Consider the following 12,476-nt stretch of genomic DNA (forward strand, 5'->3'; position numbering starts at 1 on the left):
CGGCCCATGGAACATGACATGAACCTCTTCACCGACTTTGAGCAAAGACTGAACGAACGGCTGCTGACGATTGCGGCGATTGCGGAGAAACGCGACGCGCTCGATTTCTCGCGCCTGGTGGTGGAGCCGCCGCGCGACCCGAGCCACGGCGATATCGCCATCAATGCCGCGCTGGTTCTGGCCAAGCCGCTGGGCAAGAAGCCGCGCGATCTTGCAGGCGAAATCGTCGCGGCGCTCGAAAGCGACGCGGATATCGCCGAACTGTCGATCGCCGGTCCGGGCTTCATCAATATCCGCCTGTCCGATGCCTTCTGGAAACGCATGCTGGTCGCAGCCCTCGGCGAGGCAGAGGATTTCGGCCGCAGCACGACCGGCGCGAACCGCAAGATCAATGTCGAGTATGTTTCGGCCAATCCCACGGGGCCGATGCATGTCGGCCATTGCCGGGGCGCGGTCGTGGGCGATACGCTCGCCAATATTCTTGACTACGCCGGCTTCGACGTGACCAAGGAGTATTACATCAACGATGCCGGCGCGCAGATCGACGTGCTGGCGCGTTCGGTGTTCCTGCGCTACCGCGAGGCGCTCGGCGAGACGATCGGCGCCATCCCCGAAGGACTTTATCCCGGCGACTATCTCGTGCCCGTTGGCGAGGCGCTGAAGGCCGAGTTCGGCCCCTCGCTTCACAACCTGCCGGAAGACGAGTGGATGCCGATCGTCAAGGACAGGGCGATCGATGCCATGATGGCCATGATCCGGGAGGATCTTGCGGCGCTCAATGTCCGTCACGAAGTGTTCTTTTCCGAGCGCCGGCTTCATGCCGACGATGCCTCGATGATCCGCACCGCGATCAACGATCTCACCTTCAAGGGGCATGTCTACAAGGGCACGCTGCCGCCGCCGAAGGGCCAGCTTCCGGAAGACTGGGAAGACCGCGAGCAGACGCTGTTCCGTTCCACGGAGGTCGGGGACGATATCGACCGGCCGCTGATCAAGTCTGACGGCAACTACACTTATTTTGCCGCCGACGTTGCCTATTTCAAGGACAAGTATGACCGCGGCTTCCATGAGATGGTCTATATTCTCGGCGCCGATCACGGCGGCTATGTCAAGCGCCTGGAAGCGGTGGCGAAGGCGGTTGCCGGCAACGACGCAAAGCTCTCCGTCCTGCTCTGCCAGCTGGTGAAGCTGCTGCGCAACGGCGAGGAAGTGAAAATGTCGAAGCGCTCCGGCAATTTCGTCACCCTGCGCGAGGTGGTGGACGAGGTCGGCCGCGATTCCGTGCGCTTCATGATGCTCTATCGCAAGAGCAGCGAACCGCTGGATTTCGATTTCGCCAAGGTGACAGAACAGTCCAAGGACAACCCCGTTTTTTACGTGCAGTACGCCCACGCGCGGTCGATGTCGGTGATGCGGCAGGCACAGGAAGTCTTTGCCGGGCTGGATATTTCGCAGAAATCTCTGGAAAAGGCGGTTCTCGCGGCGGATTTCGAGCCGGAAGAACTCAAACTTGTGGCAAAATTGTCCGAGTATCCGCGGGTTGTGGAGTCGGCCGCACTGATGCGGGAGCCGCATCGACTGGCTTTTTACCTCTATGATCTTGCATCGAACTTCCATTCCCACTGGAACAAGGGGAAGGACAAGACGGAATTACGCTTTATTAATGAGGGTGACCGACAATCGACGCTTGCAAAACTGGGACTGGTTTCTTCCGTGGCCGCCGTCCTGCGCTCCGGCCTCGCTCTGACGGGCACGGATGCCCCGCAGGAAATGCGTTAGGGACCGTCTCATCCGCACTTAATCTCGCGCCCTCGGCGGCGCGGGGCAGCATCGGTGGAAGAAGATGGCAGATAACAACAAGCCGGATCACGGGAAAGCCGGTCCCGCACACACGGACGCGGACGATCCGTTCGCCGAACTGGCGCGGCTGATCGCCCCGCGCGAGGCGGAAAGGCCCCGCGCCGCCGAGACTGCCGACGACCTGGCCGACGAATTGCTGCGTGAATTCAACGCCTTTCCCGGCCAGTACCCGGCGGCTGACGACACGCCGGAAGAGCCCGCAATGCCGGAGCCCAGGCCGGAACCGCGCGCTCCTCCGCTGGTGTTCGAATCCTTCCATCCGCTGGACCCGCCCGTGCGGGAAGCCGCCCGCGAACCGCAAGAGTGGACGGAAGAGCCGATTGCCGATGTCCCGGATCATGACGGGATGAACCTTGGCGAAGGTTTCCTGGAGGACGAACTCAGACAATCGATCGCTTCTCTCGACCTTTCCGGAGTGGAAGACCAGGGAATTCCGCCTGCGGAAGAAGAGGCCATTCATCCCGATACGCTGTTTGCCGCGCCGTCCCATGGCGCCGAACAACCCGCCGCCGTGCCGGAAGACGAGCATGCCGGAAGCGGGAACTGGGCAGCGCCCTATCGCCTGGACGATGAGGCAACGACCGATACCGCCATCGAACAGGATGAAAATGACCTGGCGCTCGATCTCGATGAACTCGAGCTCGAGCTTGCCGACGTGTCCCGTCCCGGAAACGACGGTCCCGAACCGCTGGAGGAGGCCGGCGCCGGAGAAGCGGGCCGCGACGATGCGTTCGATCCGGCGGCCATCGTTCCGACCGACGAGATGCCGCGGCCGGTTGATGATCTCGACCTGCCGCGTATGGCCGATGAAACCGAGGCCGTTCGCGAGCCGCCGCCGCCCGTTTATGAGTTTGATCTCGACGAGGAGCTTGCCGACATGCTGGCCAGCCAGCCGGCGCTCGTCGATCCGCTGAGCGAGCCCGCGCGCGATCCGGAGCCGGCCGGCGAAGAGGTTCAGCACCCGCAGAACGATCGCGTCTATGACGATGACATTGAACGCGCGCTCGAGGAGGGCTTTCTGCTCGCGGAAAACCGCCCGGCCGGCGCGCAGCCTGCCTATGCGGATATCGCCGACGAGAGCTATTATGACAGCGACGAGCAGGAGCGGCGGCCGGGGTGGCTTGCCGTGACCTTCATGGGCTATGGCCGTATTCTGCTGTTCGGCCTTGCCTTTGTCGTCATCGCCGTGCTGGCGGTCTTTGCCGGGCTCCGCTATCTCGGCAGCGCCGGCGAGGGCGGCCCGGTCATCATTGCCGCCGACGATACGAGCGTGAAGGAAGCGCCGGAAGATCCGGGCGGCGAGGTCGTTCCGAACCAGGACAATGTGATCTTCAACGACGCCTCGCAGGCGCTCGAGGCCGCGCCCCGTCAGGGCAGCCTGATCGCCTCCGACCAGGAGCCGGTCGACGTGAACGACATTGCGCCCAATCCGCTTGCCGACAGCGTGGCCGACAACGCGGCCGGGCAGACCGGCGGCGGCGTTGTCGAGCCGCGCCGGGTGCGCACCATCATCGTGCGTCCCGACGGGACGCTTGTCGAGCGCGCGGCGCCCGAGGCGACGGACACGGGCGGCAGCGTGAGCGGCGCAGGCGGTTTCGTGACCGCTTCCCCCGATGATGCGGGAAGCCTCGTTCCGCCCAAAACCGCAAGCGATGCCGGCGCGGCAGCGCCGGGCGAGACGGATACGCCTTCCGTCGCCGACGTGCTGAACGGCGCGACGGATGTGCCGGATGCCGCCGGTCTCGCCGGTCAGGATATCGCGGCAGGCGAAGCGGCGGATGAGCCTGCGGCGCCCGTTGGGGATTTCGGCATCGCCAATGTTCCGATCCCGACGCCGCGGTCGACGACCGGCGGTCCGCCGGCCACGCGACCGCAAGCCGCGCCTGCCGCCCCGAGCCAGCCGGTCGCAACGGCTGCGCCTGCCACCGGCGCCGCGCCCGCAACGAGCGCCGCGCCGTCGTCGCGCTATGCGATGCAGATCGCTTCGCTGCCGACGGAAGCGGAGGCGCAGCAGGCCTACCGGCGTCTTGCCGCACAATATCCTGCGGTGCTCGGGCGTCGTCCGGTGGAAATCGTCAGAGCCGATATCGCCGAGCGGGGGACCTATTACCGGGTTCGTATTCCTGCCGACAGCCTTTCGGATGCCCTGTCGCTCTGCGAGAGCTTCAAGGCAGCAGGCGGCAGCTGCTTTGTGCCCCGGTAGGCCCGGCTCAGGCGTCTTTCGACGGAAGAAAGCTGTGCATGACGGGCGGGCAAATTTCGCGCTTTGGCGGGAAACCACTATGATTCGCGGATGACCGAGACACGCAAGGCCATGATTCTGGGGTGCGGCGGAACACGCCTCAGCGCGGAGGAGAGAGATTTCTTCCGCGCCGCTCAGCCCTGGGGCTTCATCCTGTTCAGGCGCAACGTCGAGAGCCTTTCCCAGGTCAAGGCGCTGACGGACGCCATGCGCGATGCCGTCGGCTGGCATGCGCCGGTCTTTGTCGACCAGGAAGGCGGCACGGTGCGCCGTCTCCGGCCGCCGCTGGTGCGCGACTATCCGGCTGCGTCCGCGATCGGCGCGCTTTATGAAACCGCAAGGGCGGCGGCTTGCGAAGCGGCCTTTCTCAGCGGCCGTCTGATGGCCGCCGATCTCGTTGCCGCCGGCATCGATTGCGATTGCGCCCCGGTGCTCGATATTCCGCCGGAACCGGGCGCCGGCTTCCTCGCCGACCGGGCGTTCGGTTGCGATCCGGACCAGGTGATCGCGCTTGCGACCGCCCAGGCTGAGGGACTGAAGGCCGGCGGCGTGCGGCCGGTGATCAAGCACATGCCGGGCCACGGGCGCGGCCTGCTCGACTCGCACAAGCGCCTGCCGGTGGTCGATGCCCCGCTTGCGGCGTTGCGGGAGACGGATTTTCGGCCGTTTCGAGAGATCCGGGGGATCACCATGGCGATGACTTGCCATGTCCTGTTTGCGGCGGTCGATCCGGACAACCCGGCCTCGGCATCCCGCAAGCTGGTCGAAGAGGTCATGCGCGGCGAAATCGGCTTTGACGGACTGATCATTTCCGACGATATCTCGATGAATGCGCTTTCCGGCGACATCGCCACGCGGGCGCGCGCGGTTGCCGCCGCCGGCGTCGACATCGTCCTGCATTGCAATGGCGATATGGCCGAGATGCGTGCCGTTGCCGACGAGGCGCCGCTGCTTGCAGGCGCGGCGCTGGCGCGGGCCGGACACGCGCTTGGCGAACCGCCCGAGGCCGATGACAGCGATCTTGCGGCATTGGCGCGCCGGTTCGATGATGTGCTTGCGGGGAGGGGGTAAGGCGCGTGCAGGACGATTTCTTCCCGGAAGACCCCAACGGAACCGTCGAGGTTCGCGCCGCGGGCGAGGCGGTGCTGGTGATCGATGTCGGCGGCTTCGAAGGCCCGCTCGACCTGCTGTTGCATCTCGCCCGCACGCAGAAGGTGGACCTGGCGCGTATCTCCGTTCTGGCGCTTGCCGAACAATATCTCGAGTTCATCGAAAGCGCGCGGCGCATCCGCATCGAACTGGCCGCCGATTATCTGGTGATGGCGGCCTGGCTCGCCTATCTCAAGTCGCGGCTTTTGATCCCGCGCCGGGCGAGCGACGCGGAGCCCTCGGGCGAGGACATGGCGGCAACGCTCGCCCACCGGCTGAAGCGGCTCGAGGCGATGCGCGATGCCGCCGAAAAGATCGTCAACCGCAACCGGCTCGGCCGTGACGTTTTTCAGCGCGGCGCGCCGGAGCATATTCCCGACGAGACCGGCTCTGCCTATACGGCGACGCTCTACGAGCTTCTCGACGCCTATGCCAACCTCCGCCAGCGCCAGGCCGTCAGCGAAGTGACCATCGAGAAGCGTCTCGTCTGGTCGCTGACCGATGCGCGCGAGCGGCTGCAGGAGATGATCGGCGAGATCGGCGAATGGACGGCGCTTGACCGCTACCTGCTGCGCTATCTCACGCGTCCGGAAGAAATGCGCACGGCGATCGCCTCCACCTTTGCCGCATCGCTGGAGCTCGTGCGCGAGGGGCGGCTCGACCTGCGGCAGGAGGAAGCGTTTTCGCCCATCCTGATGCGGCGCGGCAGCGGCCGATTGCCGCAGTCCGGCGCCGCATCGGGGGAGGCCGCCGAATGAGCGACAACGACGAGATCGACGGATCCGACGACATCGCCGCGACAAGCCCGGAACTGCTGCTTGAGGCTGCGCGCATCGCAGAGGCGCTGGTGTTTGCCTCGGCGGAACCGGTCAGCGAGGCCTATATCGCCGAGCGCATTCCGGGCGGTATCGATGTCCGTTCGGTGATGGCGGGATTGAAGGAGGCCTATGCCAATCGCGGCGTCAACCTGGTGCGCGTCGAGGATCACTGGGCCTTCCGCACCGCGCCCGATCTTTCCTTCGTCATCCACCGCGGCGAGCGCGAGGCGCGCAAACTCACGCGCGCGGCGCTCGAAGTCCTGTCGATCATTGCCTATCACCAGCCGGTGACGCGTGCCGAGATCGAGGAAATTCGCGGCGTCCAGACCTCCAGGGGCACGCTGGACGTGCTGATGGAGGCGGGCTTCGTGCGCTTTCGCGGGCGTCGCCGCACCCCCGGCCGGCCCGTCACCATGGGCACGACGCGCGCCTTTCTTGATCATTTCGGCCTGGAGGAGATCCGCGATCTTCCGGGGCTCGACGAGCTTCGGGGCGCGGGGCTCCTCTCCGGCCGCATCCCGCCCGGCTTCCAGATTCCGCTGCCCCTCAATGATGACGAGGACCTTGCCGATGACGAGGATCCGCTGGAGGCCGCCGATCTGGAGGATCTCGGCCTTTTGACACCGGGCGGCAAACATGATGAATAAGCTCTAGAAAAATAGCGGCCGGAACCGGCCGTACCGGGATTTCTGGAGCGACGATGAACCTTCAGGCGCTGAACCTGGGCGCAAGCGGCACGGCCGCCCGATTGCGCTTTGAGCATATCCGCCATGGCTATGGCGGGCGCGACGTCGTTCGCGATGTGTCGCTGACGGCCTTTCCCGGCAAGGTGCTGTGCCTTCTCGGGCCGTCCGGTTCCGGCAAGAGCACGCTTCTCAGGATCGCGGCCGGGCTTGAGGTGCCGCGCGGCGGGCGGTTGCTGATCAATGACGTCGAGGTCGCCGGCCCTTCCGCCTTCTTGCCGCCGGAGCAGCGCGGCGTTGGTCTGATGTTCCAGGATTTCGCGCTCTTTCCCCATATGACGGTGGCGGCCAACGTCGCCTTCGGCCTGACGCATCTGTCCAAGCCGGCGCGCCGGTCGGCGGCGGCCGAAGCCCTGGCGCGGGTCGGGCTTGCCGGCTACGAGGGCAAGTATCCGCACATGCTTTCGGGCGGCGAGCAGCAGCGCGTGGCGCTTGCCCGCGCCGTCGCACCCAAGCCCTCGGTGCTGTTGATGGACGAGCCGTTCTCCGGCCTTGATTCGCGCCTGAAGGAGCAGGTGCGGGCCGACACGCTCTCGGTTCTGCGCGAGACCGGCGCGACGGTGGTGATCGTGACCCATGATCCTGAGGAGGCGATGGGCATGGCCGACCAGATCGCGCTGCTGAAGGATGGCGAGCTCGTGCAGGCAGGCAGCGCGCGCGAGCTTTTCCTGCACCCCGGCAGCGTTTTCGCCGCGTCCTTCTTCTCCGAAATCAACCGGTTTGACGCCGTTGCCCGCAGCGGCATCGTCGAAACCCCCTTCGGCGCGCGCCGCGCTCCGCAAAATGTGAGCGATGCGGATCTGACCCTTGCCGTCAGGTTCAGCGATATCCGCGTGGCCACGGTGGAGCAGCCGGGCGCGGTGCCGGCCGGCGTGATCAGCCGCCGCTATCTCGGCACCTCGGAACATCTGACTCTCGGTCTTGAAGAGGGCGGCCGGGTGGTGGAAGCGAGCATCGGCGCCGGCATGCTCGCCGAAGGTATAAGCCGTGTTTTTCTGTTTGTTGCCGATGAAGCGATTTTGATGTTTGAAAAACAACCGTAAACCCCTTACACCTGAGACAAAGTGGTAACAGGAGAATTGGCCATGGGTAATCTCGGTATCTGGCAATTGCTGATCATTCTCGCGATTGTCGTCCTGCTGTTCGGCCGCGGCAAGATTCCCGAACTGATGGGCGATGTCGCCAAGGGCATCAAGAGCTTCAAGAAGGGCATTTCCGACGACGAGGAAAAACCGTCGGACAATGACAAGACCGTCGAGCACAGGGCAGACGAAAAGACCAAGCAGGGCTGACACGGCGCCGGGCAGCCCTTCAAGGCTGTCCGCAGGAGAATGTGAATGCTTGATATTGGCTGGACGGAGCTTCTGGTCGTGGCGATCGTGCTGGTCGTCGTCGTCGGCCCGAGGGAGCTTCCGCATGTCCTGCGGACCTTCGGCAAGACCATGACCAAGATGCGGCGCATGGCCACCGACTTCCGTTCGCAGATGGATGACGCGCTGAAAGAGGCGGATATGGAAGACGTTTCCTCCGCCATCAGGGATGTGAGAAAGCTCAATCCCGCCAATCAGTTGCGTGATGCCGTCAATCCCTTGCGCCAGACGGCGCGCGATATCCAGTCGGACCTGAAGACTTCGACATCGCTGGAAAACAAGCCGAAGACGACCGCCGACAAGCCGGATCTGCCGAAAGCCTCCTATCCGACGCCTGGTTCCCAGCCGGCGTTTACGCCGGAGAACGTTTTCCAGAAGGCCGTCCGCAAAGACGAGGAACAGGCGACGGAGCTTGTGTCGAAGCGTCAGGATGACGGACTGATGAGCCGCCGCGCCGGCTACAAGGGAACTGCGCGGCCGACGAAATCAAGCAAGGGACGCTCGGGCGGGCGGAGGAACGGCCGATGAGCGCCGGAAATGATATCGACGACAAGCCGCAGCCGCTTGTCGAGCACCTGATCGAGCTCAGGAAGCGGCTTGTATGGTCGCTGGCCGCTTTCTTTGCCGGCTTTCTGCTCTGCTTCGCCTTTGCCAAGGATCTCTTCAACCTTCTCGTCCTGCCCTATAAATGGGCGGTGATCTGGTCCGGCCTCGATCCCGACAAGATGCAACTGATCTACACGGCGCCGCAGGAATTCTTCTTCACGCAGATCAAGATTTCACTCTTCGGCGGCCTTCTGCTGGCCTTTCCGGTGATTGCCTTCCAGGTCTACAGTTTCGTCGCTCCCGGGCTGTACAGGAACGAGCGTTCGGCGTTTTTGCCATTCCTTGTCGCGTCTCCCGTCCTGTTCATCATCGGCGGCGCGATCGTCTATTTCTTCCTCATTCCCGTCGTCATGCTGTTCTTCCTCGGCATGCAGCAGGCGCCGGAAGGCGGCGAGGTTGCGATTTCGCTTCTGCCCAAGGTTTCGGAATATCTGAGCCTGATCATGTCGCTGGTGCTGGCCTTCGGGCTGGTGTTCCAGCTGCCGGTGGTCACCACGCTTTTGTCGCGGGCGGGGCTTGTCACCGCGGAATGGCTTGCCAAGCAGCGCAAGTTCGCGATCGTCATCGCTTTCGTCATCGCCGCCGTTCTGACGCCGCCCGATCCGCTGTCACAACTCGGTCTGGCGCTGCCGACCGTGCTGCTCTACGAGGTGGCGATCTATGCCGCCAAGCTGGTTGAGCGGCGGCGCAGGCGAGAGAAGGACGAAGAGACCGAGAACGTCGCTTCCGAACCTGAAGACGAAACTTAGGCGATATCCGCAAAGCGTGGCTTGCGCTTTGGGGATGAGTTGGGCACAAGAGGGCCGCTGACGCTGACGCGCCGGCGGCCCTTTTTCTTCATGGGAAAGCAGGAACGATGCTCGATATCAGATGGATTCGCGAAAACCCGGAAGCGCTGGACAAGGCGCTCGCGACGCGCGGTGCCGCACCGCTTGCGGCAGAAATCGTCGGACTTGACGAGAAGCGCCGGTCCGTTCTGCAGCGGCTGCAGGACATGCAGTCCCGCCGCAATGCCGCCTCGAAGGAGATCGGCGCTGCCATGGGCAGGAAGGACAGCGCGCTTGCCGAGAAACTGAAGGCCGAGGTTGCCGAGATCAAGACGGCGATGCCGACGCTCGAGGAAGAGGAGCGCGCGGCAAGCGCTGCACTCGAAGAACTCCTGTCGGGCATTCCCAACATACCCCTTGGCGATGTTCCGGTCGGCGAGGATGAGGATGCCAATGTCGAGATCCGCACATGGGGCAAGAAACCGACATGGAACCATCCGCCGAAGGAACATTTCGAAATCGGCGAAGCGCTCGGCGGCATGGATTTCGAGCGCGCGGCAAAGCTTTCGGGGTCGCGCTTCACGGTTCTGACCGGCGCCTTCGCCCGGCTTGAGCGGGCGCTTGGCCAGTTCATGATCGACATGCACACCGAAAAGCATGGCTACCAGGAGGTCAGCCCGCCGCTTCTGGTGCGCGATGCCGCCCTTTACGGCACCGGCCAGCTGCCGAAATTCGCCGAGGACCTGTTCAAGGCGTCGGAAGACCGCTGGATGATCCCGACGGCGGAAGTGCCGCTCACCAATCTCGTCGCCGGCGACATTCTGCCGGCCGAAACGTTGCCGCTGCGCTATACCGCGCTCACCTACTGCTTTCGTTCGGAGGCGGGATCGGCCGGCCGCGACACGCGCGGCATGCTGCGCCAGCACCAGTTTTTGAAATGCGAGATGGTGTCGATCACCGATGCCGAGACCTCGCTTGCCGAACTGGAGCGGATGACGTCGGCAGCCGAAGACGTGTTGCAGGCGCTTGGCCTGCATTACCGCGTCGTGGCGCTTTCGACCGGCGACATGGGCTTTTCCGCGCGCAAGACCTATGACATCGAGGTCTGGCTGCCCGGACAGGATACCTATCGCGAAATCTCCTCCTGCTCGGTCTGCGGCGATTTCCAGGCGCGGCGGATGAATGCGCGTTACAGGGCGAAAGACGAGAAGGCGACGCGCTTCGTCCATACGCTGAACGGCTCGGGCGTGGCCGTCGGCCGCGCGCTGATTGCCGTGGTCGAGAACTATCTCAATGAAGACGGTTCGGTGACCATCCCGGAAGTCCTCGTCCCCTATATGGGCGGCAGGACGAAGATCGAAGCGGAAGGGTGAGGCACGATCATGCGCATTCTGCTGACCAATGACGACGGCATTCACGGCCCCGGCCTTGCCGTGCTCCAGAAGATCGCGGCGGAACTTTCCGACGACGTGTGGACCGTTGCGCCGGAAACCGACCAGAGCGGGCTTGCCCATTCGCTGACGCTGTCCGAGCCGCTTCGGCTTCGGCAGATGGGCGAAAGGCAATATGCCCTGCGCGGCACGCCGACCGACTGCGTGATCATGGCCGTGCGCGAAGTGCTGCCGGATGCCCCGGATCTCATTCTCTCCGGCATCAATTCCGGCGCCAACATGGCCGATGACGTCACCTATTCCGGCACCATCGCCGCGGCAATCGAGGGCACGCTCCAGGGCGTGCGGTCGATCGCGCTCAGCCAGGCCGGGCGTTACGACAACGGCCGCCATTTTCCCTGGGAGGTGGCCGAGCGCCACGCCCTGCCGCTCATCCGCAAGCTGTTGCCGCTGGAACTGCCGGAAGGCACGTTCTTCAACGTCAACTTTCCCTGCTGTGCGCCGGACGAGGTTCAGGGCGTGCGGGTGACCGCGCAGGGCAAGCTCGAATCGGGGCTTTCGGTGGAGAAACGTACGGACGGGCGCGGCCTTCCTTACTATTGGCTGACATTCCGCGAGCGGCTCAGCGCCTTTGCCCATGACAGCGACCTCAACGCGGTCGGCGAGAATCATGTCTCTGTGACGCCGCTGAAGCTCGACTTGACCGATCATGCGGTTCGCGACAGGATCGCCGAAGCGCTTGCGTAGATGACGAGGTTTGACGGTGGCGACGAAGCTTCAGGAACGTGAGGGTTTTGCGGCCCTGGTGATGCGGCTGAGGGCCAGCGGCGTCACCAATCTCGATCTTCTCTCCGCCGTCGAGGCCACGCCGCGCTCCGCCTTCACGCCCTCGCACATGTCGCCCTATGCCTATTCCGGCCGCTCGATCCCGATCGAATGCGGCGCCTTCATGGAAGGCGCGGACCTTGCCATCCGCCTGATCGACATTCTCAAGGTCAAGCCCGGCCAGCGCGTCCTCGAGGTCGGAACCGGTTCCGGCTATACGGCTGCCATCATGGGGCGGGTCGCAGAGCGGGTGCTGAGCGTCGAGCGCTACCGCACGCTCGCCGACCTTGCCCGCAAGCGCATGACGGATCTCTCGCTGAAGAGTGTGGTGGTGCGGCAGGCCGACGGGCGCGAGGGCCTGAGCGGCGAGGGGACCTTCGACCGCATTCTCTACACTGTGGCGTTGCCGGAAATTCCTCGCGCGCGCGTTGAACAGCTTGTTTCCAACGGGGTGATCATGGCGCCGCTGCTGCGTGAGGGCGCGCCGCCCCTGATGGTGCGCATGACGCGGATCGGCAGCCGGTTCGAGCGCCAGGACCTGTTCGAGGTTCCTTATCTTGCCGCCGAGCGCGGCCTTTCGAAAGCGTTCTGAAGCCTTCCGGAAAGGGTGTTTCTGCCCCTCGCAGACGTCGCCCGGCCGTATCCCCGAACCCTCTTCAAACCGATTTTTCGCATTGTCGTCCGCGCCTTAACCGCACGGTAACT

At 64.3% G+C, this 12,476-nt stretch carries 12 protein-coding genes; all 12 read left to right on the forward strand.

From position 1 onward, the window contains the following. Window positions 1–18 precede the first annotated feature (18 nt). Window positions 19–1,779 carry an arginine--tRNA ligase gene (gene argS / locus AZF01_RS06655; protein ID WP_024709300.1) on the forward strand — a complete coding sequence of 587 codons (1,761 nt, stop codon included), beginning with the start codon at window positions 19–21 and terminating at the stop codon, window positions 1,777–1,779. Window positions 1,780–1,843: 64 nt separating this feature from the next. Further along, the gene (locus AZF01_RS06660) at window positions 1,844–4,063 is read left to right on the forward strand and encodes an SPOR domain-containing protein (RefSeq protein WP_024709301.1); all 2,220 of its coding nucleotides are present in this window, start codon (window positions 1,844–1,846) and stop codon (window positions 4,061–4,063) included. A gap of 90 nt (window positions 4,064–4,153) precedes the next feature. Beyond that, entirely contained in the window at window positions 4,154–5,173 is a 1,020-nt protein-coding gene (nagZ, locus tag AZF01_RS06665) for a beta-N-acetylhexosaminidase (RefSeq protein ID WP_024709302.1), read from the forward strand. A gap of 5 nt (window positions 5,174–5,178) precedes the next feature. Next, a complete protein-coding gene (locus AZF01_RS06670; protein WP_024709303.1) occupies window positions 5,179–6,009 on the forward strand; it encodes a ScpA family protein in 831 nt (276 codons plus the stop codon). Beyond that, window positions 6,006–6,716 carry an SMC-Scp complex subunit ScpB gene (gene scpB / locus AZF01_RS06675; RefSeq protein WP_024709304.1) on the forward strand — a complete coding sequence of 237 codons (711 nt, stop codon included), beginning with the start codon at window positions 6,006–6,008 and terminating at the stop codon, window positions 6,714–6,716. The genes AZF01_RS06670 and scpB overlap by 4 nt, the downstream gene beginning before the upstream one ends. A 53-nt stretch (window positions 6,717–6,769) precedes the next feature. Next, on the forward strand, window positions 6,770–7,855 hold the full coding sequence (locus tag AZF01_RS06680; protein ID WP_051424124.1) for an ABC transporter ATP-binding protein: 1,086 nt from the start codon (window positions 6,770–6,772) through the stop codon (window positions 7,853–7,855). Window positions 7,856–7,897: 42 nt separating this feature from the next. Continuing rightward, window positions 7,898–8,104 carry a twin-arginine translocase TatA/TatE family subunit gene (locus AZF01_RS06685; RefSeq protein ID WP_024709305.1) on the forward strand — a complete coding sequence of 69 codons (207 nt, stop codon included), beginning with the start codon at window positions 7,898–7,900 and terminating at the stop codon, window positions 8,102–8,104. A 45-nt stretch (window positions 8,105–8,149) separates the two neighbouring features. Continuing rightward, a complete protein-coding gene (gene tatB / locus AZF01_RS24700) occupies window positions 8,150–8,710 on the forward strand; it encodes a Sec-independent protein translocase protein TatB (RefSeq protein ID WP_024709306.1) in 561 nt (186 codons plus the stop codon). Next, on the forward strand, window positions 8,707–9,537 hold the full coding sequence (gene tatC, locus AZF01_RS06695) for a twin-arginine translocase subunit TatC (RefSeq protein WP_024709307.1): 831 nt from the start codon (window positions 8,707–8,709) through the stop codon (window positions 9,535–9,537). Before tatB ends, tatC begins: the two co-directional genes overlap by 4 nt. Before the next feature lie 107 nt (window positions 9,538–9,644). Then, window positions 9,645–10,928 carry a serine--tRNA ligase gene (serS, locus tag AZF01_RS06700; protein WP_024709308.1) on the forward strand — a complete coding sequence of 428 codons (1,284 nt, stop codon included), beginning with the start codon at window positions 9,645–9,647 and terminating at the stop codon, window positions 10,926–10,928. A 9-nt stretch (window positions 10,929–10,937) separates the two neighbouring features. After that, entirely contained in the window at window positions 10,938–11,693 is a 756-nt protein-coding gene (surE, locus tag AZF01_RS06705; RefSeq protein ID WP_024709309.1) for a 5'/3'-nucleotidase SurE, read from the forward strand. Between the two features lie 16 nt (window positions 11,694–11,709). Further along, window positions 11,710–12,363 carry a protein-L-isoaspartate(D-aspartate) O-methyltransferase gene (locus tag AZF01_RS06710; protein ID WP_024709310.1) on the forward strand — a complete coding sequence of 218 codons (654 nt, stop codon included), beginning with the start codon at window positions 11,710–11,712 and terminating at the stop codon, window positions 12,361–12,363. Window positions 12,364–12,476 lie beyond the last annotated feature (113 nt).

This window comes from Martelella sp. AD-3, from assembly GCF_001578105.1.
Lineage (GTDB): Bacteria > Pseudomonadota > Alphaproteobacteria > Rhizobiales > Rhizobiaceae > Martelella.

Bases quoted from the DNA above. Each gene is read 5' to 3' on its own strand.
- AZF01_RS06680 (WP_051424124.1), top strand. From the start codon at position 6,770: ATGAACCTTCAGGCGCTGAACCTGGGCGCAAGCGGCACGGCCGCCCGA.
- tatB (WP_024709306.1), top strand. From the start codon at position 8,150: ATGCTTGATATTGGCTGGACGGAGCTTCTGGTCGTGGCGATCGTGCTG.
- tatC (WP_024709307.1), top strand. From the start codon at position 8,707: ATGAGCGCCGGAAATGATATCGACGACAAGCCGCAGCCGCTTGTCGAG.
- AZF01_RS06660 (WP_024709301.1), top strand. From the start codon at position 1,844: ATGGCAGATAACAACAAGCCGGATCACGGGAAAGCCGGTCCCGCACAC.
- scpB (WP_024709304.1), top strand. From the start codon at position 6,006: ATGAGCGACAACGACGAGATCGACGGATCCGACGACATCGCCGCGACA.
- serS (WP_024709308.1), top strand. From the start codon at position 9,645: ATGCTCGATATCAGATGGATTCGCGAAAACCCGGAAGCGCTGGACAAG.
- AZF01_RS06685 (WP_024709305.1), top strand. From the start codon at position 7,898: ATGGGTAATCTCGGTATCTGGCAATTGCTGATCATTCTCGCGATTGTC.
- nagZ (WP_024709302.1), top strand. From the start codon at position 4,154: ATGACCGAGACACGCAAGGCCATGATTCTGGGGTGCGGCGGAACACGC.
- argS (WP_024709300.1), top strand. From the start codon at position 19: ATGAACCTCTTCACCGACTTTGAGCAAAGACTGAACGAACGGCTGCTG.
- surE (WP_024709309.1), top strand. From the start codon at position 10,938: ATGCGCATTCTGCTGACCAATGACGACGGCATTCACGGCCCCGGCCTT.